The 21,666-nt window shown below is 27.1% G+C and carries 18 protein-coding genes; 2 read left to right on the forward strand and 16 right to left on the reverse strand.

Annotated elements, in window-relative coordinates:
- Positions 1-64: 64 nt before the first annotated feature.
- Positions 65-1,690, forward strand: coding sequence for an aspartate 4-decarboxylase (gene aspD, locus FRIFI_RS08410; protein ID WP_166505601.1), 1,626 nt, complete (start codon positions 65-67; stop codon positions 1,688-1,690).
- Between the two features lie 52 nt (positions 1,691-1,742).
- Here aspD and FRIFI_RS08415 read toward each other — a convergent pair whose 3' ends face one another.
- The 3 genes from FRIFI_RS08415 to FRIFI_RS08425 form a co-directional block, all read right to left on the reverse strand.
- Positions 1,743-3,362, reverse strand: a complete 1,620-nt coding sequence (locus FRIFI_RS08415) for a hypothetical protein (protein WP_166505602.1) — start codon at positions 3,360-3,362, stop codon at positions 1,743-1,745.
- Between the two features lies 1 nt (position 3,363).
- Positions 3,364-4,137 carry an ABC transporter ATP-binding protein gene (locus FRIFI_RS08420; protein ID WP_092925294.1) on the reverse strand — a complete coding sequence of 258 codons (774 nt, stop codon included), beginning with the start codon at positions 4,135-4,137 and terminating at the stop codon, positions 3,364-3,366.
- Positions 4,138-4,280: 143 nt separating this feature from the next.
- Positions 4,281-5,546 carry a SulP family inorganic anion transporter gene (locus tag FRIFI_RS08425; RefSeq protein ID WP_330383727.1) on the reverse strand — a complete coding sequence of 422 codons (1,266 nt, stop codon included), beginning with the start codon at positions 5,544-5,546 and terminating at the stop codon, positions 4,281-4,283.
- A gap of 186 nt (positions 5,547-5,732) precedes the next feature.
- Here FRIFI_RS08425 and FRIFI_RS08430 point away from each other — a divergent pair, with 186 nt between their 5' ends.
- Positions 5,733-6,347 carry a hypothetical protein gene (locus tag FRIFI_RS08430; protein WP_092925292.1) on the forward strand — a complete coding sequence of 205 codons (615 nt, stop codon included), beginning with the start codon at positions 5,733-5,735 and terminating at the stop codon, positions 6,345-6,347.
- Between the two features lie 135 nt (positions 6,348-6,482).
- Here FRIFI_RS08430 and FRIFI_RS08435 read toward each other — a convergent pair whose 3' ends face one another.
- The 13 genes from FRIFI_RS08435 to FRIFI_RS08495 form a co-directional block, all read right to left on the reverse strand.
- A complete protein-coding gene (locus tag FRIFI_RS08435; RefSeq protein WP_092925290.1) occupies positions 6,483-7,397 on the reverse strand; it encodes a sensor histidine kinase in 915 nt (304 codons plus the stop codon).
- Positions 7,398-7,428: 31 nt separating this feature from the next.
- Positions 7,429-8,226, reverse strand: coding sequence for an ABC transporter permease (locus FRIFI_RS08440; protein ID WP_166505603.1), 798 nt, complete (start codon positions 8,224-8,226; stop codon positions 7,429-7,431).
- Positions 8,226-9,143 carry an ATP-binding cassette domain-containing protein gene (locus FRIFI_RS08445; protein ID WP_166505604.1) on the reverse strand — a complete coding sequence of 306 codons (918 nt, stop codon included), beginning with the start codon at positions 9,141-9,143 and terminating at the stop codon, positions 8,226-8,228. The genes FRIFI_RS08440 and FRIFI_RS08445 overlap by 1 nt, the downstream gene beginning before the upstream one ends.
- Before the next feature lie 77 nt (positions 9,144-9,220).
- Positions 9,221-9,919, reverse strand: coding sequence for a response regulator transcription factor (locus FRIFI_RS08450; protein ID WP_166505605.1), 699 nt, complete (start codon positions 9,917-9,919; stop codon positions 9,221-9,223).
- A 52-nt stretch (positions 9,920-9,971) separates the two neighbouring features.
- The gene (locus FRIFI_RS08455; RefSeq protein WP_166505606.1) at positions 9,972-10,601 is read right to left on the reverse strand and encodes a DNA-3-methyladenine glycosylase; all 630 of its coding nucleotides are present in this window, start codon (positions 10,599-10,601) and stop codon (positions 9,972-9,974) included.
- Between the two features lie 155 nt (positions 10,602-10,756).
- Positions 10,757-11,455, reverse strand: a complete 699-nt coding sequence (locus FRIFI_RS08460; protein ID WP_092925280.1) for a response regulator — start codon at positions 11,453-11,455, stop codon at positions 10,757-10,759.
- Between the two features lie 16 nt (positions 11,456-11,471).
- Positions 11,472-14,168: a sensor histidine kinase gene (locus FRIFI_RS08465; RefSeq protein ID WP_166505607.1), complete on the reverse strand. Its 2,697-nt coding sequence runs from the start codon at positions 14,166-14,168 to the stop codon at positions 11,472-11,474.
- A gap of 14 nt (positions 14,169-14,182) precedes the next feature.
- Positions 14,183-14,752, reverse strand: a complete 570-nt coding sequence (gene kdpC / locus FRIFI_RS08470; RefSeq protein WP_092925276.1) for a potassium-transporting ATPase subunit KdpC — start codon at positions 14,750-14,752, stop codon at positions 14,183-14,185.
- 20 nt (positions 14,753-14,772) lie between these two features.
- A complete protein-coding gene (gene kdpB, locus FRIFI_RS08475; protein ID WP_166505608.1) occupies positions 14,773-16,839 on the reverse strand; it encodes a potassium-transporting ATPase subunit KdpB in 2,067 nt (688 codons plus the stop codon).
- 17 nt (positions 16,840-16,856) lie between these two features.
- A complete protein-coding gene (gene kdpA, locus FRIFI_RS08480) occupies positions 16,857-18,599 on the reverse strand; it encodes a potassium-transporting ATPase subunit KdpA (protein WP_166505609.1) in 1,743 nt (580 codons plus the stop codon).
- Positions 18,600-18,735: 136 nt separating this feature from the next.
- Positions 18,736-18,900, reverse strand: coding sequence for a hypothetical protein (locus tag FRIFI_RS08485; RefSeq protein WP_166505610.1), 165 nt, complete (start codon positions 18,898-18,900; stop codon positions 18,736-18,738).
- Between the two features lie 58 nt (positions 18,901-18,958).
- Positions 18,959-20,452 (reverse strand): glycine betaine uptake BCCT transporter, encoded by a 1,494-nt coding sequence (locus FRIFI_RS08490; protein ID WP_166505611.1) that lies wholly within the window; start codon positions 20,450-20,452, stop codon positions 18,959-18,961.
- Between the two features lie 188 nt (positions 20,453-20,640).
- Positions 20,641-21,324, reverse strand: a complete 684-nt coding sequence (locus tag FRIFI_RS08495; protein ID WP_166505612.1) for a hypothetical protein — start codon at positions 21,322-21,324, stop codon at positions 20,641-20,643.
- Positions 21,325-21,666: the final 342 nt, after the last annotated feature.

Below are 21,666 nucleotides of genomic sequence, written 5' to 3' on the forward strand. Positions count from 1 at the left end.
ATAATTTCTAATGTGCTATGAAAAATAGATAAATGTCATATAATTAAATTAAGGAGATACTATCATGGAACCGATTAATATTAAGAGACAAGAACTAGAAAACATCTATGGAAAAATCAGTCCATTTGAATTTAAAAACAAACTTTTAGAATTAGCAACTAATCCTTCTAAGAAAAGTACACGTACATTACTTGACGCGGGAAGAGGTAATCCTAACTGGATAGCACATGCTCCTCGTAACGCATTTTTCACTTTTGGGCATTTTGCTATTGAAGAAAGTAAACAAACTTGGAATAATGGACCTTTATCTGGTATGCCAAGAAAAAAAGATATATCTAAAAGATTTTTTACATATTTAGATAATAACCCTGATCTTCCAGAAGTAGATTTTCTACGTAAAATGGTTGAGTTTTGCTTATACGAATTAGGATTTAATTCTGATGATTTTTTACATGAAATAACTGATGCAATAATTGGGGATAACTACCCATTTCCAGATAGAATGCTTATTCATATAGAAAAAATAGTTAAGGCTTATTTAACTAAAGAGCTTAAATACGATACTTTAAAAGGTGGAGATTTTGACATTTTTGCTGTTGAGGGTGCTACTGCTGCAATGTGTTATGTATTTGACTCATTAATAGCTAATAATCTACTTTTAAAAGGAGATAAAATAGCTATAATGACACCAGTATTTACTCCATATTTAGAAATACCTCATCTACCAAGATATGAATTTGATGTTGTATATATAAATGCAGATGAGAAAACGCCTGATGGAAAACATACATGGCAATGCACTGATAAAGAACTTGAAAAGCTTTGTGATAAAGATATAAAAGCTCTATTTGTTGTAAATCCTAGTAATCCACCATCAATGGCTATATCTCCTGAAAGTACTAGTAAAATAGTAAATATAGTTAAAAATTATAATCCTGATTTAATGATTATATCTGATGATGTTTATGGAACTTTTGTCCATGGATTTAAGTCTTTAATGTCGGAATTACCATACAATACAATAGGTGCTTATTCATATTCTAAATATTTTGGTGTAACAGGTTGGAGATTAGGTACTTTAGCACTGCATCACAACAATGTATTTGATAAACTTATAAATGAACTTCCATACTCTATAAGAAAAAGAACTAATAAAAGATATGCTGATATGAATACTAATCCAGAAAAAGTGCCATTTATAGATAGATTAGTCGCAGATAGTAGACAAGTTGCACTAAACCATACTGCTGGTCTTTCTACTCCGCAACAAGTTCAAATGGCATTTTTATCATTAGTATCTCTTATGGATAATGACGATTCATACAAAAACCTTACAATAGACATATGTAGAACTCGTAAAAAGTTATTATTTGATAGTCTTGGTATGGATTTAGAATTTGATAAAAATGATGCATCATACTATACTCAATTTGATGTATTAGATTTAGCTAAAGACTACTATGGAGAAGATTTTTCTTATTACTTAGAGATTAATTACAATCCTGTGGATATATTATTTGATTTAGCAGAGGAATCATCAATAGTTTTACTAGGTGGAGGTGGATTTGCTGGACCTAAGTGGTCTATAAGAATATCACTTGCTAATCTATTTGATGATGCCTATTCTGAAATAGGTCACTCTCTTAAAAAAGTACTAGATAACTACTTTAATGAATATAAAAAAGCCTAAAAATAAAAAGAGTAATCTTAATTTATTAAGATTACTCTTTTTATATAATTATTTATACTTCAAATACTTTATTCCATATTAACCTAACTAAAATTACTAAGCCTATTAAATAAGTTATTTTTAAAAATATGCTACTACTAAGTAAGAAATGGCCTAATGCTATTACACCAACAAACACCATGGATTTTATCATAGTTCCTATGTTTGATGCTGTATTAGTGTTTTGATATTCACAAGTAAATGGCATATGCTTTTCATTTAATTTAAAAGTAATCATTGATGATAATACAGTAGCTACAAATACTATTGCTAAATCTACTATAACTTTTGGTGATAATATTATTATAAATCCTATACTCATTAATATAAATAAAGGAAGTATTAAAAGATATATACTAGCTTTAAAAGCTGCTGTATATATATTTTTCTTATTATTTATCGGAAGTATATCATATACCCAACTAGCTTCATATTCTTTAGAAAATTTCAGAGTTGTTAATATACTTTGGCTCATAAGCACAAAAAAGTACATTAATAGATATACTGGCTCAGATCTTAGTTCTGTTAAGAAATTATTATCACTCCTAGAGCTACTAATCATCATTAAAAATGGCATAAATGCCCCCATAACTAATGATGGATATACTTTTGTTTTAAACTCTCTATCTTTTTTAAGAATATCATATACAAAGTTAAAGAATGCTCTTTCTTCTTTATCTTTACATATTAGTTTACTAACTTTTATACTTAATTTTTCTTTAAATTTTTTATTGACATAAGTATTATCATTTAATTTTTGAAGGTTATATTCAAATCTTGGTATTAGCTTTACATATACGAATATAGATACTATAGGAACTACAATAGCTAATCCACTCATGATTATAATTAAATTATTTACATCTATATTATATAAAAGATTAAAGCTTGAACCAAACCACATAGGAGGAAGTAGTAGATTCCAAAACTTTGGTTCATATACAAATTGTAAATCTACAAAGGTAAATGCTCTTGCTACAACTTGATATCCTAGTATAAATACCAATATAAATAAAGCTTGAAAAGCATTTAAGACATCCTTTAGCCTTTCTCCACTAAATAACTTTAATATGACAAAATACATTATGGCAGTAACTATAATCATAAATACATTTATTAAAAATATATTTAGTATAAATAATAATATAAACTTAATACCATATCTAATACTACAAAGTATAGCTGCTATACTTATTGATAAGCTAAGTAATGTCATATATATAAATATATGTGTAAATTTAGCTGCATTTAGAGTTTTTACATCTACGCCTTTAGTTTCTAATATATCTTTATCATTTATATCAAGTATTACACTTGAAAAATCTGATACAAATACACTTAAGATCATAACCATAAAAAAACTAAAATATAAACTCATTTTTACAATAGGGTTAATATCTAGTGTTATAATAGGTGCTGATGCTAACCCAACAATTGCATATATTATTAAGCTTATATAAAAATTATTTTTATCTTTACCTTCTTCATTGCTACTTATATTGCGCTGCCCACGTCTACCATCCATTATAAGTTTATGCTTAACTATAAGTCGCATTAAACTATAATTTACACCAGCTTTAGTATATAAATATTTAAATATATCTAGTATTTTTAAAATAAAAGAGTCTTTCATGCTACACCTCTTTTAATACTTTTATAAATTCATCAGACAGATTTGAATGTTCTTCAAATCCTGTTAGCTGGTTAAATATCTCTTCTAAAGAACCTTCAAAATTAGTATTTTTTATTTGTTCGAAGTTACCATCTGCTACAATATTTCCTTTATCTAGAAGTATTATTCTATCGCTTATTTTTTCAACAACTTCCATTATGTGAGATGAGTAAAATATAGTCTTTCCTTCTTGCTTTAATTTGTGTAGTATTTCTTTTATTAAAAGTACACTATTAGCATCAAGTCCACTTAATGGTTCATCTAAAAATAATATGTCTGGATTGTGAAGCATTGAACTTATTATAACTACCTTTTGCTTCATTCCTTTTGAAAATGATGATAGTCTAGACTCATAAGCATGTTCTATTTTAAGTATTTCCATAAGCCTTCTAGCTTTTTTATCACTCTTTTCATAACTTAGCCCATACACTTGGCCAATAAAAGTTAAGTATTCTCTAGCTGTTAAACTTTCATAGACTTTGGCTACTTCAGGAACATAACCTATTTTATTTTTATATTTATTATTAATATCTTCTATATCATTCCCAAATATATATACGCTACCGCTATATCCCTTAACTAATCCCAGTAGTATTTTTATAGTAGTACTTTTACCTGCTCCATTTGATCCTATATACCCTATAATATTTCCCCTATCTATATTTAGATTGATCCCCTTTAAAACTTCTTTTTGACCGTAATTCATCCTTAGGTCTTTTATTTCTATAACATTCATATTCTACCTCCCTGAATACGTTTTACATCTAATTATAACATAGGTATATCTATCTAACAAACTAAGTTAAACTCACGATTTTAAAAATATTTAATCTCTTAGTAAACAAAAATACTACCTAATTAGGTAGTATTTTTTATAATTTATGCTACATCTTCTATCTCACTATCAACTTTATTCTTAAGTACTATGTTAGCTACTATATGTATAGTCATTCCAACTGCTATAGCGATAACTAAGTCAAATACTATAGTTAATATAAATGTAGCTAAAAGAACTACTACATCTTTTTTAGGTAAGCTCATCATTTCTTTCATTTCTTTCCACTCACCCATATTATAAGATACTATTATTAATATCGCAGATAAAACTGTCATAGGTATCATTTTTGCAAGTGGCATTAAAACTACCATTATTAAAAGAAGAGTTATTGCATGTACCATACCTGATATAGGACTTTTCCCACCATTTTTTACATTCGCTGCTGTTCTTGCTATTGCTCCAGTTGCTGGTATCCCACCAAATAGTGCTGATGCTATGTTTCCAAGTCCTTGTGCTACAAGTTCCATATTAGAATCATGTTTGTCATTTATCATATTATCTGATACTACACAAGAAAGAAGTGATTCTATCCCAGCTAATACTGCTATAGTTATAGCTGGTTGTATTAAGGATACTATTTTATCTATACTAAAACTTGGCACACTTGGCATTGGTATGCTTGCTGATATGTTAGTATATACACTTCCTATAGTGTCTACATTTAAGCTAAAAACATTTACAACTACTGTTGAAAGTATTAATGCTATTATAGATGCTGGTACAGTTTTATTTATTTTTGGCCAGTATATCATAATTAATATACATGCTATACCCACTATGAAAGTCATCATATCAAATGTATTTATATTATGTATGTAGCTTTCTATTTTTCCTATAGCTTCTGCTGGAACATCATTTATTTTAAGACCTAGTAAATCTTTGATTTGAGTTATAAGTAAAGTTACTGCTATACCACTAGTAAATCCTACTGTAACAGTATGAGGAACATATTCTATAAGATTTCCAAATTTTAAAAGACCCATTATTACAAGAAGTATACCTGCCATAATAGTTGCTGTTATAAGACCATCCATACCGTACATTTTCACAATACCATAGACTATTACAACAAAGGCTCCTGTTGGCCCTCCAATTTGAACTTTACTTCCTCCAAGGAAAGATATGATAAATCCTGCAAATATTGCAGTAATAAGACCTTTTTCTGGTGATACACCTGAAGATATAGCAAGAGCTATTGATAATGGTAATGCTATAATTGCTACTATAAATCCTGCTACTATATCTTTTCTCACTTGCTCACCACTTAATTCATTTTGCTTAAACATTGTAAATAACTTTGGCGACATATTCTGTTTTTCCCTCCAATAAATTTCATCCTTATACATAATACTCCTACTTTACAATAAAGTCAAAAAAATTTCTTATATTTATTTTAAAAATTTTATACATCCCTATTTATTAGTTTTCAAATTATGTTTTTATAATTTTTAGTGGTATAATATGCTTATGATAATTTTGTGGAGGTGTCTATTTTGACTAAAATATTTAGACGATTATTTATATTCTTATTCATATTTTTCATATCATCTATAATGATACAGAATATAACTATTTTTATAATTCCAATAATTTGTGTTAATCTATTTGCTATATATTATTCTATAAAAGTGCCTATTAATAGAAATCATTCTAAAAAACAAGTTACTCATATAATAAATGTTGACTGTAAAGAAATTACAGATTATTCTTTTTTAGCACTTTTACTTATATTTTATATACTACCTGCATTAAATGATTTTAGATTTAGTACATTATATAACTTTTTTAATGTTTCTTTTAAGCAACAATTTATATTTTTAAGTTTGTTAACTTTTATATTAATATCTTTACTACTTTTATTTGTGTCTATACTTGAACATAATAATACTAAAAATAAAGTATTTGATGAAGGCATAATATTTAATGATGGAGTTTTACATTCTTGGGATGAACTTACTGGTTATAAGTTTGGTTATTTAGTGGCTGGTTCTAAATATGTAGATCTTACACTATACTATGGTAGTATATCTAAGACTCTTAGAATAAATAAAAAAGACCTTCACATATATGAAGATTTAATGAATAAAAAATATTTTAAAATTGCTTAAATTAATGTGTTTTTATATGAAAAGAGTACATTCATAGATTTTAATTTTAATCTATGAATGTACTCTTTTTCGTTGTTTTAAATAAGTTAGGTTATATTTAAATTTTTAAAGATATACTTCTAAATTAATATTTGCTTAATCTTTATCATGTTTTTTAGTATTTAAATTTAACTTACAGCTTATTACTAAATCATAATTTCTAAGAGTAGCATTTATATCACCATTCATTTTTTGCATTAAACTTTTGGCTATATAAAGCCCTAGACCTGTGCTATCATTATTTCTTGTTTTATCTTTTTTGTAAAATCTATTAAACATGTTATCTATATCTTCACTATTAAGATTAGTATTATATTCTATAAACTTAACTATAGCAAACTCTTTTTCTTTTTTTATTATTATATCTATATCTGACTTAGAATACTTAAGACTATTAGATATTACATTTTCTATAACTCTAGTAAAAGCATTACTATCTATACTTACAATTATGTCTTTTTCTTCTACATATATATTTGGCTTTATATTTTTATTTGTAAAATCTTCATAGAAACTAGCTATTATATTATATATAATATTATTTAAATTATCCTTTTTTATATTCAATTTATAACTATCCAGTTCTATAAGTGATAGTTTAAAAAACTCATCAAGTAATATTTCAAGTCGCTTTGAACGTTCTTGAATCGTATTTATATATTCATTCTTACTTTCCTCATTTACTTTATCACTCTTTAGCATTTGAACATACCCAAGTATAGATGTTAAAGGTGTTCTCAAATCATGAGATATACTTGCTATTGACTGCTTTAAATTTTCTTCTCTTAGTTTTTTATTTATATTTGTAGCTTCTATTATATCTATTTGATTATTGATATTATAAGCCAACATTTCTAGATCTTTATCTATTAACTTTATATCTATCTTTTTATTAGTTTTATTTTCATTATAGTATTTCAGCTGTTTTGTAATGTTTCTTATTTCCTTTTTTATAGAAAATAAATAGATGAGTAATATTATAATAATTACTCCAAAGAATATTGCTATCATAATTTACTCATTCTCCTTTTCTATCATAAATTTATTTAATATCTTGTTTATTTATTAATATACATCCAAGTGTAGATGTTATTATTATAACTATTATAGCATTTAATCCTAAACTTACCATAACCTCATTACTTGGATATTTTCCACAAATATCAAGTAATCCACCATATGGAATATATTTAGTTAGATACAATACATTTTTTTCTGTCAAAAATGCTGGTAAAAGTAGGATTAATACTCCAAATCCCATAAGTTCTGATTTTATCTTCATTATACTAGCTAAAAGTACATAAAAACTTGTAGATGAGTATAATAGTAGCATATATACAGTTAAAAACTTTGATATTTTTAAAATATCAAAATTTCCAAATTCATACATTAATCCGCCTATTAATGTATTGAGTATTATTGGAAATAAAGCTATAATACTTACCCCTATAAATGAAACTATTAACTTTGATATATATATACTCGTTCTGCTATATCCATAGTTTATCTTATGCATTATAGTTTTATCTACGTATTCATCTACAACTATATTTCCTACAAAATATACTAAAATCATATACGTAACAGCTGTAAATCCTATTGCTGAGAATAAAAAATCTTGAGCACTTAAATTTTTTATATTGCTAAAATCATTCATAGTAAATCCATATTTTCTGTTATTTATAAAAGTTACTATTAAGCTAAGAATTTCATCTCCTTGAGGCTTAAATATGTGAAGACCTAATCCTAATAATAATGGAATTAGGGTTATTAGTAGCATTTTTATAAAAACTTTACTTTTTCTTAGCTTGTACAGTTCTGACTTAATTAAATTTTCCATTATAATCTACCTCCTATTAAGTTCATAAAGTAATCTTCTAAATCATCTCCAATAGATACAATTTCTTCAGTTATTACATTAGAACTAATAAGAGCTTTAGATACTTCTATTTGGTTATCTATATAATCATATAATTTTATAGTATTATTTTTTAATACTTTAAAATTAGTAGTTTTTAATACAGATTCTAAACAAACTACAGCTTTGTTTATATCATCTACCTTTATTCTAAGAGCCTTTTTACATTTATCATATAACTCCTTTTGGCTTATTTCTTCTATTAATTTTCCATTATTTATTATCCCATAGCAAGTTGCTACTTGATTTAACTCGCTTAATAAATGACTCGATATAATTATTGTCATATTCTTTTCTTTATTTAATTTTTTTAATAAATCTCTTATTTCAACTATTCCCTTAGGATCTAGTCCATTTACAGGTTCATCAAGTATTAAAATTTCAGGATCAGATAGTAATGCCATAGCTATTCCTAGTCTTTGTTTCATTCCTAATGAAAACTGCTTAACTTTCTTTTTGCCTGTATTTTCTAATCCTACCATCTTTAACTTTTCATTTACACAACTACTTCCTGGTATTCCTTTTTGTATTCTTAATACTTCTAAATTTTCACTAGCACTCATATCTAAATATAAAGCTGGTGTTTCTATAAGTGCTCCTAATCTTTTTCTTTCTTTATTTATTTTATTTTTCTCTACTTCTTTAAATATTTCTATATATCCTTCGCTAGGATTGACTAATCCCGTTATTATTTTCATTATAGTAGTTTTACCAGCTCCATTTTGACCGATAAATCCATATATATCCCCTCTTTTTACAGATATACTTACATTATCTACGACTAAGTTTTTCTTATATTTCTTACTTATATTGTAAGTTTTTAGTATATATTCTTTCATGGCCCCTTCTCCTTCCTTTATACCTATATATTAAGATTTAAGTTCTAATAAAGCATAAAGAAATTATTAAGAAAGTATTAATTTTTATCTATTAGCTTATATCCTATTCCCCATACAGTTTGTATGTATTCTTTATGTATTCCATATTTAGATAGTTTATTTCTAATATTACTAATATGTACTGTTATAGTATTGTCATCTCCTAAAAATTCATCTTCCCAAACACTTTCAAATAAATTAGCTTTTGTAAATACCTTATTTGGATTTTTTATAAATATATTTAAAATTTTATATTCTATATTAGTAAATTCTATTAATTTATCATTAACGGTTACTTCTCTTTGTATATTATTCATTTTTATATCTTTAAAGCTTATTACATCTTCATTTATAGTATTTTTACCTATTTTATATCGTCTTAAATTCGTTTCTATTCTAGCTAGCACCTCATCTATATCAAAAGGCTTTGTTATATAATCATCCGCTCCCATTTTTAGTATTTTTACCTTTAAATCTATCTCCTCTCTAGCAGATATAACTATTGTAGGTATATCCATTTCTTTTCTTATATAAGAAAGTACATCTTCTCCATTTTTTCCTGGTAGCATTATATCTAAAAGTACCATAGATATATTTCCATACTTTATATTTATAATAGCCTCTGTACCTGAAAAGGCAGATATTATATCATATCCATTTTGCCTTAGCATATCACATAAGAGCTTATTTATGCTTATATCATCTTCAACCACTAATATTTTTGTATTTTTCCTCATAATATCCCCTTTATTAATTTGTTATTTATATAATTGTACCATAAACTCACATTTATTTAACAGAGACGAATTTATTGTCTTTTATATAAAATCTCCATAAATAATCTTTAGCTTCTTTAGCGTAATCTATATTAACTCTTTTACTATTTATTATTTCAAAATCATTACTACTATATATTTTCTTATTTCCTTCATAATAAAAATCACTTATAAAAAGTTCTTCACCTAGTATACTTTTACTATTTAAATCTCTACCTATATTAAGTGCCATACAAAGCTTCCCTGGTCCATTAGCTATATTTTTTTTCTGATATGAATTTAAGTCTTTATAATGTTTTTTATATCTATTAAAAGATATCTCATCTATTTCTTTAATAGGTTCTACTGCTCTTATAAGTACACATTCTGGTATATTTTCCTTGTTTGCAGATATATTTAAACAATTGTACATACCATATATTAAGTATACATATATATGACCGCCTTCTAAATAAAGAGGTGCTGTTCTATTGCTTTTTTTATCATTATATACATGTGATGCTTTATCATCTTTTCCCATGTAGCTTTCAGTTTCTACGATTTTTGTTACTATGGTTTCATTGTTGTATTTTCTTATTAAATATTTACCTAATATACCTTTAGCCACTTCTATACCATCTTTATTAAAAAAATCTTTATTCAAATATTATACCTCCTTGTTTTTTATATATTTTAATGTCATATGATTAGTATGTATCAAATTGAATAAATTTAATATCTATATTAGATACATTTAATTTTACTATAAAAAAAGAGTACTATTCTATTTAGACTAAGTACTCTTTTTTATTATTCTTTTTATAATTCATCATTTAACTTATATCCTATACCTATTTCAGTTATTATATATTCTGGATTTGCTGGTTCTTTTTCAATTTTTCTTCTTATCGTTGCCATAAATACTCTTAATGATTTTATTTCACCTCCAAGCGTACTTCCCCATATTTCTTTTGCAATAAACTTGTGTGTAAGAACTTTACCATGATATCTTACAAGTAAAGATAATATATCATATTCAATAGGAGTTAGATGTATTTCTTCATTTTTAATTGTTACCTTCCTTTTGTCAAAATCTATATATAAATCTTTATAATCAAAATTATTTTTAATTATAGCCTTAGGCTTATTTTTTTGCGAATGTCTAATAGCTACTCTAACCCTAGCTAATAGTTCAGCTACAGAAAATGGCTTTGTTATATAATCATCTGCTCCCATATCAAAAGCTTCTACTTTTTCTCTATCTTGTTCTCTTGCTGATACTACTATTATAGGTACATCACTCAAATTTCTTATATTTTTTATGACCTCTATACCATCTATATCTTCAAGACCTAAATCTAGTAATATGACATCTGGAGAGTAAGACATACAAAGAGATATACCTTCTTTACCAGTTGTTGCTTCTTTAACCATATAGTCTTGTGTTGTTAGTGATGCATTTATAAATTTTCTTATTGTACTGTCATCTTCTATAATTAATATAAGATATTTACTCATTTTATTTCCCCTCTGTCTAGTCTTCTTTTGGAAGTATGAATTTAAATGTTGCTCCTTTGTCTTTATTATTTTTTACACTTATATCACCTTTATGGGCATTTATTATAGACTTACATATGGAAAGACCTAGCCCAACTCCTTTTCTAGAATCGCTGTATTTTATTTCACCAGTAAAAAATCTATCAAAAATATTATCTATAACATTTTCACAAACACCCGGTCCATTGTCTTTTACCTCAAAAGCAATATATTCTCCCTCCTCATAAACCTTTATATTTATTTCACACTCCTCTTTAGAATATTTTATAGCATTATCTATTAAATTTATTAATACTTGTTCTATAAGTTTAGCATCCATAGGAACAAACAGTATTTCATTTGGTATATCTATCTTAAGTTTTATATATTGTATCCTCTTTTTTATATGGGATAAAGCCTCTGATATAACTTCTTCTATCATTTCTGGATTTTTCTTAACTTCAAGCTTTCCTTCATCTATCCTTGTCATACTAAGTAGGTTTTCAACTAACCTTATTAACCATTGAGTATCTTCAAATACTCCATGTAACAACTCATCTATTATACTTTCATTTATTGCATCTTTATTTTTTATGATAGTACTAACTGCACCACTTATTCCTGCAAGTGGTGTTCTTAAATCGTGGGATATTGCTCTTAATAGGCTACTTCTTAATCTTTCACTTTCAATTTCAAGGCTAGCTTCTTTTTGCACTTCTGCTAATATCTCTCTGTCTATAGATATAGCCATTTGTGCTATTACCGCTTCTATTAGGCATATATCCTCATTATCTATCTTTTTACCTAAAGAAGAAATACCTATAACACCTAAAGTCTCATTCATACCAATTATAGGCATATAAAAACCTCTAGATCCTGGTAATGTAGCTGTACCATTTCCGGCAATAGTACTATTGTTAAATACCCATTTAGCTACTGCCTTTTCAGACTCTGATATAAAAATCTCTTCATTTTCTTTATTTTTTATATTCTTATATAATTTTAATTCTTTTTGCTTCTTATCCTTTATATAACATACTACATTTTTATCAAGACCTACCGAAAGTAATTCTAATCCTTTTTTTATAATTTCTTCTTTATTCGATAATCTCAAGAAGCTTCTATTTATTTCATATAACATATGAGTATTTTGTTCTCTTTTTGAATATATTTCAACTTGCTGTTGTATTATTGATGTAAGTGTTGATGTTATTATACCTACTATACAAAATACAACTAGTGTTATTATATGATTTGGATCATCAATATCTAAAGTATAAAAAGGTTCTGTAAATAAGTAATTTAAAAGGATTACATTTATAACTGAGCTTATTATTCCCGCTGTATATCCTTTTGTAACAACAGATACTAAAGCAACACCTAGTATATAAATTAAATATATATTTTCTTGTATAAATCCCATATATTTTAATACAGAAGATATTACCGTAACTACTATTGTTATGCATAATAATTTTATTATATCAAGACTACTTACTTTAATCTTTGATATTAAACTACTTTCATTTTTAGTTATATATCTATTACTGCTTCTTCCTTTATAAGGTATTACATGTATATCTATGTAGTCAGCTTCATCTATTAATTTATCTACTATATCTTTTTTAACAAATTTAGAAAATATACTATGAGTTCTATGATTTCTACCTATTATAATTTTGGTTACATTTCTCATTTTTGCAAATCTTAAAATATCTTCCACCATATTATCGCCATGTAAAAGCACAATCTCAGCACCTAGTTTTTTTGCAAGTTCTAGGTTATTTTCTAACTGTTTTTTTGCTTCTTTTGACATTTCTTTCTGGCTTGGATTTTTTATATGTATAGCTATTAATTTTGATAACGATGCTTGTGATATTCTAGATGCAGTTCTAAGTATTTTTTGAGATGATGGCGATGGTGAAACACATGCAAGTATTGTTTCTGAGGTTGGGATTACTATTTCTTTTCCTTTTGATAGTCTAGTTATTTCAACCTCTTTATTTACCTTTTGTGCTGTTTTTCTAAGTGCCAATTCTCTTAGTGCTATTAAATTATCTTTAGTAAAAAAATTTTCTTGTGCCCTTATTGCTTGTTCTTTTTTGTATATTTTACCTTGATTAAATCTCTCTAACAACACATCCGGTTCTACATCTATTAACTCAAGTTGTGATGATAAATCTATTATTTTATCTGGGATAGTTTCTTTTACACATACATTGGTAACAATTTCAATTATATCATTTAAACTTTCTAAATGCTGTACATTTACTGTAGTATATACATCAATTCCTGCCATTAGAAGTTCCTCTATATCTTGCCATCTTTTAGCATGTCTGCATCCTTTAGCGTTTGTATGTGCCAACTCATCTACTAATATTACTTCTGGGTTTCTTTTAAGAGCTAAATCTAAATTAAATTCCTTTAAAACTATATTTTTATACTTTACTTCTTTTATGTCTAAAACCTCTAGTCCATCTATTAAAGCCAGAGTTTCTTTTCTTGAATGTTGTTCTACATATCCTACTACTACATCTACTCCATTTTCTTTTAGAGTATGTGCAGATTCAAGCATGGAGTAGGTTTTACCTACTCCTGCTGCATACCCAAAGAATATTTTCAATTTACCTCTTTTTGACTTTTCTTCTTCACTATTTAATTTTGATAATAAACTTTCTGGATCTGGTCTATTCATATTTCCCCCATTAACTATTTGATTTTTTCTAAATCTAAGTTAAGATTTAATACATTAACTTTATCTTCTCCAAATATACCCATAAATTTCTTTTCTGTATTGTTATCTATTAATTCTAATAATTTTTCTTTCGAAACTTTACTATATTTTGCTACACGATCTACTTGATATATTGCTCCTTTTAATGATATATGTGGGTCTAATCCACTTCCTGATGCTGTAACTAAATCAACAGGTATTTTCTTATCACTATTTTCTTCATACTTTTTATATAATTTTACTCTTTCATCTATTACTTTTTCAAAATCTTCTCCTGTTGGGGACATATTACTTCCAGCAGAACTTAATCCATTATATGGATAGTCTGAAGTTGCTGATGGTCTTGACCAAAAGTAATCTGGGCTAGTAAAGTTTTGTCCTAATATTTCTGAACCTATGCTTTTACCATCTTCTTTTATTATACTACCATTTGCCTTGTACGGTACAAATATTTGTGCAAAAGCTGTTACTGTAACTGGATACAAAATTCCTGTTATTACTGTCATTATTATAAATATTAAAGATGCTTTTTTTATATATTCCATATTAAACTCTCCTTATTTAACTATATAAACATAATCATGCTTATAAGCATATCTATTAATTTTATAAATATAAATGGTGTGATAATGCCTCCGACACCATATATCATTAAGTTTTTTGATAATAACTTACTAGCAGGAAGCTCTATGTATTTAACTCCCTTTAAAGCAAGAGGAACTAACGCTATAATTACAAGTGCATTGTATATAACAGCACTCATTATTGCACTTTCTGGGCTAGATAGATTCATTATATTCAATTTATCAAGTTGAGGATATATACCTATAAATAGGGGTGGTATTATAGCAAAATATTTTGCTATGTCATTTGCTATACTAAAAGTTGTAAGAGCTCCTCTAGTCATTAATAGCTGTTTACCTATTTTTACAATCTCTATTAACTTTGTTGGACTTGAGTCTAAGTCTACCATATTACCAGCCTCTTTAGCAGCTTGAGTTCCTGTATTCATTGCAACTGCAACATCTGCTTGTGCAAGTGCCGGAGCATCATTACTTCCATCTCCTGTCATTGCTACTAAATGCCCTTTTCTTTGATATTCATGTATTAAATCAAGCTTAGCTTTAGGAGTTGCTTCTGCTAAAAAATCATCTACTCCAGCTTCTGCTGCAATAGCTGCTGCTGTTAATGGATTATCACCCGTTATCATAATAGTCTTTATTCCCATTTTTCTTAAATCGTTAAATTTTTCAGATACACCTTTTTTTAGTATATCTTTTAGATATATTACGCCTAATACTTTTTCATTTTTACAAACTACTAAAGGAGTTCCTCCCTTTTTAGATATTGACTCTACTATCTCATCACATTCCTTTGGATAATTACCTCCCATATTTTCTACAAATTCTTTAATAGCACTTGCTGCCCCTTTTCTTATCTTGTCTTGACCTATATTAGTACCACTCATTCTAGTTTTTGCAGAAAATGGAACAAATTCAGGATTTTTAACATCTAAGTAGTTTCCATTTATTGCCTTCTTCTTTTTTGCAAGTATTACTATACTTCTTCCTTCTGGAGTTTCATCTAGTGTAGAACTTAATTCAGTATAATAAACAAACTCCTCCATATCTACATTTTTAAGAGGTATAAATTCACTTGCCTGTCTATTTCCATAAGTTATAGTACCTGTTTTATCTAGAAGTAAAATGTCTACATCACCTGCTGCCTCTATAGCTCTTCCTGATGTTGCTAATACATTTTTATTATTTAATCTACTCATTCCTGCAATACCGATTGAGGAAAGTAGTGCTCCTATTGTAGTAGGTGCTAGACAAACTAATAAGGCTACTAAAGATGTTATAGAAACTACACTTCCTACTCCATTTTGATTTACAGCAAATCTACTAAATGGATATAGTGTAATTGTAACTACTAAAAATATTGCTGTTAACGCTATTAGTAAAGTTTGAAGAGCTATTTCATTTGGAGTTTTTTTTCTTTGTGCCCCTTCAACCATAGCAATCATTTTATCTAAGAAACTTTCACCTGCATTTGATGTAACTTTTACTATTAAGTAGTCTGATACCACCGTTGTTCCACCGGTTACTGCGCATCTATCTCCACCAGATTCTCTTATAACTGGTGCACTCTCACCTGTTATAGCACTTTCATCAACAGATGCCACTCCTTCTATAACATCTCCATCTGCTGGTATTTGGTTATTTGCTTCTACTAAAACTATATCTCCTTTTTTTAGTAAATTAGATGGAATCATTTCAAATTCACTATCTATATTACACTCTTTGAGCTTTTTAGCTAAAACGTCCTTTTTAGCAGCTCTTAAGCTACTTGCTTGTGCTTTTCCTCTACCTTCTGCTATTGCTTCTGCAAAATTTGCAAATAACACTGTTGACCATAAAAATATACTAATTGTTATAGTAAATGGTGTATTGTCATTTGTTATGTTAAAAATAGATAAAACACTTATAATACTAGTTATTATGGAACCTACATAAACTATAAACATTACCGGATTTTTTAGTTGATTCTTGAAATCTAATTTTTTTATAGAATCTTTAGTAGCCCCTTTTAAAATATCTTTATTTATGAAAGTCTTATTTAAATCACCCATAATCTTATCTCCTTATATTAAAATATCATGCTCAAGTGTTCTGCTATTGGTCCAAGTGCTAAAGATGGTAAGAAACTTAATGCACCTATCATAAGTACTACTCCTACCAATAAAAATACGAATAGTGTATTGTTAGTGGCTAATGTACCCGAACTTTGTGGAACTATTTTTTTGCTAGCTAAAGACTCTGCTATATTTATTATTAATATTATAGGTATAAAGCGAGCAAGTAACATTACTATACCTGTTAATAAATTTACGAATATATTATTTGCACCAAATCCTGCGAATGCACTACCATTATTGTTTCCTGTAGAGCTTAATGCATATAATATTTCTGAAAATCCATGAGCTCCACTATTATTTAATAAATCACTTGCATTTGGTAACATACAAACCATAGCAGTTCCAACTAAAACCAAGACTGGAGTAGTTATTATTAAAATAGATGCCATCTTCATTTCAAAAGGTTCTATTTTCTTTCCTAGATACTCAGGAGTTCTACCTACCATAAGACCTGATATAAATACTGTTAATATTACAAACGCTAACATGCCATATAGCCCACAACCAACTCCTCCAAATACTACTTCACCTAGTTGCATAAGTAGTGTTAAAATCATTCCTCCTATTGGTGTGAAAGAGTCATGCATAGAATTTACAGAACCATTAGATGCTGATGTTGTTGTTACCCCCCATATAGCAGAATTCGTAACTCCGAATCTAACCTCTTTTCCTTCCATATTTCCTCCAGACTGATTATCATCTATCTCACTGTATATATATGGATTATTTACTAATTCTGGAGTTGACTTGTATTCATAATACATAGTTGTTGCCATAGCTATTACAAATATTACTATCATTGCAGATAAAAGTGTGGTTCCTTGTTTTTTATCTTTTACCATGTCACCAAATGTAAAGCATAATGCTGCTGGTATTAATATAATTGATACTACTTGAGCTATATTTGATAATAATGTTGGGTTTTCAAGTGGATGTGCTGAATTCGTTCCAAAGAATCCTCCTCCATTTGTTCCTAATTGTTTTATTGCTATTTGGCTTGCTGCAGGACCTCCTGGAATAATCTGAGTATCTACTGTACTTTTATCATCTAAAACTATTTCTTCTACTAAGCTTACTTCTTGATAAGGTTTAAAGTTTTGCACTACTCCTTGAGTTGTTAAGAATATTGCAAGTACCATAGATAAAGGTATCAGCACATATAAAGTCGATTTTATTAAATCTACCCAGAAGTTTCCTAGTTTAGAACATTTAGTTCTCTTAAATCCTCTTATTAAAACCATAAGTACACTTATCCCAACTGCTGCTGATACAAAGTTTTGAACTGTTAGACCTAACATTTGAGACATATAGCTTAATGTAGTCTCTCCACTATATGCTTGCCAATTTGTATTAGTTATAAAGCTTGCTGCTGTATTAAAAGCTAAATCCCAATTTACATTACTTAATTTTTCAGGATTTAGTGGTAATATATACTGAATCATTTGTAAAAACATAACAAATAATAAACTAATGACACTAAATGCCATTAAACTTAAAATATATTCTTTACCTGACATTTCTTCATTTTCATTTATTTTAAGAACTTTATATATCCATTTTTCTATAGGTTTTATTACTTTACTTAGAAATACTCTTTTACCTTTAAATACCTTAGATATATAAATTCCCAAAGGTTTTGCTAGCAATAAAACTATTGCTATAAAAAATATTACTTGAATTACAATGCTACTCATTTTTTCTCCTCCTAATTTTTGTATATGATTATTCTATTATTTTTTATATAAAATGAATGTTAATATAATTCTATATACATTAAGATTGTATAAAGATTAAATAAAAAAGTACCTAGATTAATCTAGGTACTTTTTGCTATTTTTTATCATTATATATTTTACTACTATCAGAAACATTTTTTAAAGTTGACGTCCACTCATTATTAGTAGCGTCTTTTTTATTTCTATTAGCTTTATTAGTTACACATTCATTAGAACCTGACCATTGGTTATTTCCTTCACATTTTTTGTTATTATTCATAATGTCACTCCTTAAAAGTAATATCGTTTATATTTTTTCTTATTTGTATATTTTAATACTAGTGCTTTTTTGGGTGCTTTGGTATTTTATATATTTTTTCTTTCCTAAGTTCCATTATAAAAGATAGCATCATAAGTACTAATATTATACTAAATGGAAGTGCCGTAACTATTGACATTGTTTGAAGTCCTTGAAGTCCTCCACTAAGAAGTAGTGCTACTGCAACTAATGCCTGAAGTATTCCCCAGACTAATTTTACCTTATTAGTTGGTTCCATAGAACCTTTAGCACTAAACATACCTAATACAAAAGTTGCTGAATCTGCCGATGATACGAAAAAAGTAAGTATAAGTATCGTTGCTATTATGCTTATAATATATCCAAATGGCAAACTCTCTAACATTACAAATAAAGTTGAACTCATATCTGCTTTTAATGCTTCAAGTAGTGCTAGATTGGTATTTATCTCTAAGCTTAATGCAGTTCCTCCAAATACAGCAAACCATATACAACTAAATAAAGATGGTACTAATAATACTCCTATTATAAATTCTCTTATGGTTCTTCCTTTAGATACCCTTGCTATAAATACACCAACAAAAGGTGACCAAGCTATCCACCATGCCCAGTAAAATAATGTCCAATTGGCTATCCAATTTGATTCTTCAAATGGTGTTAATCTCAAACTCATAGATATAATATTTTGAAGATAATTTCCTAAATTATTAGTAAATACCTCAAGTATATTTGCTGTTGGTCCTAGTATAAATACAAATATTAAAAGTAATACAGCTATACCTACATTTATATTACTAAGTATTTTAATTCCTTTTTCAAGTCCAGTTGTTGAAGATATTAAAAATAATATAGTAGATATTATTATTATTATTATCTGATTAAATATATTTATATTTATTCCAAATAAATTGTTAAGTCCTCCGTTTATTTGCATGGCTCCAAGACCTAAAGATGTAGCAACTCCAAATGCCGTTGCTATTATTGCAAGAATATCTATAAACTTAGATTGTGGAGAATTCAAATCACCTCCTATAATTGGAGATAGAGTCTGACTTATAAGTAACTTTTTGTCCTTTCTAAATCTAAAATAAGCTATAGTAAGTCCTACTAAAGAGTATATAGCCCATGCATGAAGTCCCCAATGAAAAAATGAAAAAGTTATAGCAGCATTAGCAGCTTCAGGTGTAAGTTTTGGTATTCCTGATAAAGGATAAATATAATGATCTAAAGGTTCTGCTACTCCCCAAAACACAAGACCTATACCCATTCCTGCGCTAAATAGCATTCCAAACCAAGTTATATTGCTAAATTCAGGTCTATCATCCTCATGCCCAAGTCTTAGTCTACCGTATTTACTAAAAGCTAATGCAATCATAAATACTAATACTAAAAATGTAATTATAAGAAACATCCATCCAAATTTATCTGTTGTAAAAGCTAACGCAAGTGTAGCTGTACTTGCTAAAGAATTTGGAGATATAAGTCCCCACAATACAAATAACCCAATTATTGCTACGGATATATAAAAAACCATATGAAAAACTCCTTATCAAATGTATTTCTGATTTAGTTTCTCTTAAATCTATATTTTGTATACTGATTTTTATAAAAAAGAGTACTTCTAAGAAGTACTCTTTTACTCTATCCGAAAAATTAATTATATAAATTTATATGTATTAATAAAAAAACATCTATAAAGATTTATAGATGTTTTTATTAAAATTACTTTTTAACATTATCATTTTTATTAATATTGTTATTGTTATTATTATTGTTGTTATTATTAGTATTGTTATATTTACTAGTATCTATTCCTAATGATCTATTCATATCTTCTAATAATTTTTCAAATTGGTTTTTTTCACCTTTATCTGTTTTTGTTGCTTCATCTACAACTCTCATAAAGTCTTCTTTTGACTTACTTAAATCTTCTTTTGATATTTTATCTAAATTTTTTAATTTTGTATCTATATTAGCTATAGTTTTTTCGCCTTCTCTTATAAGATCTTTATTCATTTTATCTAATTCTTTATCATCTATTTTTACATCATTTTTTAAATTATTTACAAAAGCTTGAGTTTTATCTCTTGCATCTTTATATGCTTCTTTTACATTAGATAAATATTTTTCATTTCCTGGGTACTCATTTGTTTCATAGTACTTAGATACACTTTGTGGAGATAAGTAAACTTTATAATTATTTAAATCATTCATATAATCTCCATAAAATCTTGAGTACTGAGTTACATAATCATTATCTCTTACAGAAGTATTATCTCCTGTTGGAGTCTCTACTTTTGTACCTTTTGTATTTTCGTTTGCATTTTTTCCATTGTTATTACATGCTACTACTCCAAGTGATAACATTAATGAAAGTCCTATTGTCATAAGTTTTTTTAGTTTCATATTTTACCTCCAATTTTTCTTTATGTAATTATTTACTCTACTATTATTTACTAAATCTTAAATATTATTATAAAAAATTTAACATTTTAAATTTCTTATTTTACCATAATTGCCATAAAAATTAATCTATATTTCTGTATTATTTTTATAATTTTTGAACAAACTTTTAATAAGAATATTGTAATAAAATTTGCATTTAATTTAAGTTATATAACGATAATAAAATGTTTATACCTAATACTAAACGTGATATTTTCAATACTAAAAATTATTAATTAATAAAATTTATCATTGAAATTGATTATCATTTATTCTATAATATAATTAATTGATAATAATTTT

It is taken from the genome of Romboutsia hominis (genome assembly GCF_900002575.1).
GTDB classification, from domain to species: Bacteria; Bacillota; Clostridia; order Peptostreptococcales; family Peptostreptococcaceae; genus Romboutsia_C; species Romboutsia_C hominis.

What these genes read in the sequence shown, in the direction of transcription:
- FRIFI_RS08465 (WP_166505607.1), bottom strand. Translation starts at nt 14,168, where the DNA reads ATGAATAGACCAGATCCAGAAAGTTTATTATCAAAATTAAATAGTGAA.
- FRIFI_RS08445 (WP_166505604.1), bottom strand. Translation starts at nt 9,143, where the DNA reads ATGAAAGAATATATACTAAAAACTTACAATATAAGTAAGAAATATAAG.
- FRIFI_RS08495 (WP_166505612.1), bottom strand. Translation starts at nt 21,324, where the DNA reads ATGAAACTAAAAAAACTTATGACAATAGGACTTTCATTAATGTTATCA.
- FRIFI_RS08440 (WP_166505603.1), bottom strand. Translation starts at nt 8,226, where the DNA reads ATGGAAAATTTAATTAAGTCAGAACTGTACAAGCTAAGAAAAAGTAAA.
- kdpB (WP_166505608.1), bottom strand. Translation starts at nt 16,839, where the DNA reads ATGGGTGATTTAAATAAGACTTTCATAAATAAAGATATTTTAAAAGGG.
- FRIFI_RS08425 (WP_330383727.1), bottom strand. Translation starts at nt 5,546, where the DNA reads ATGTCGCCAAAGTTATTTACAATGTTTAAGCAAAATGAATTAAGTGGT.
- FRIFI_RS08490 (WP_166505611.1), bottom strand. Translation starts at nt 20,452, where the DNA reads ATGGTTTTTTATATATCCGTAGCAATAATTGGGTTATTTGTATTGTGG.
- aspD (WP_166505601.1), top strand. Translation starts at nt 65, where the DNA reads ATGGAACCGATTAATATTAAGAGACAAGAACTAGAAAACATCTATGGA.
- kdpC (WP_092925276.1), bottom strand. Translation starts at nt 14,752, where the DNA reads ATGGAATATATAAAAAAAGCATCTTTAATATTTATAATAATGACAGTA.
- FRIFI_RS08435 (WP_092925290.1), bottom strand. Translation starts at nt 7,397, where the DNA reads ATGATAGCAATATTCTTTGGAGTAATTATTATAATATTACTCATCTAT.
- FRIFI_RS08460 (WP_092925280.1), bottom strand. Translation starts at nt 11,455, where the DNA reads ATGAGTAAATATCTTATATTAATTATAGAAGATGACAGTACAATAAGA.
- FRIFI_RS08450 (WP_166505605.1), bottom strand. Translation starts at nt 9,919, where the DNA reads ATGAGGAAAAATACAAAAATATTAGTGGTTGAAGATGATATAAGCATA.
- kdpA (WP_166505609.1), bottom strand. Translation starts at nt 18,599, where the DNA reads ATGAGTAGCATTGTAATTCAAGTAATATTTTTTATAGCAATAGTTTTA.
- FRIFI_RS08415 (WP_166505602.1), bottom strand. Translation starts at nt 3,362, where the DNA reads ATGAAAGACTCTTTTATTTTAAAAATACTAGATATATTTAAATATTTA.
- FRIFI_RS08485 (WP_166505610.1), bottom strand. Translation starts at nt 18,900, where the DNA reads ATGAATAATAACAAAAAATGTGAAGGAAATAACCAATGGTCAGGTTCT.
- FRIFI_RS08420 (WP_092925294.1), bottom strand. Translation starts at nt 4,137, where the DNA reads ATGAATGTTATAGAAATAAAAGACCTAAGGATGAATTACGGTCAAAAA.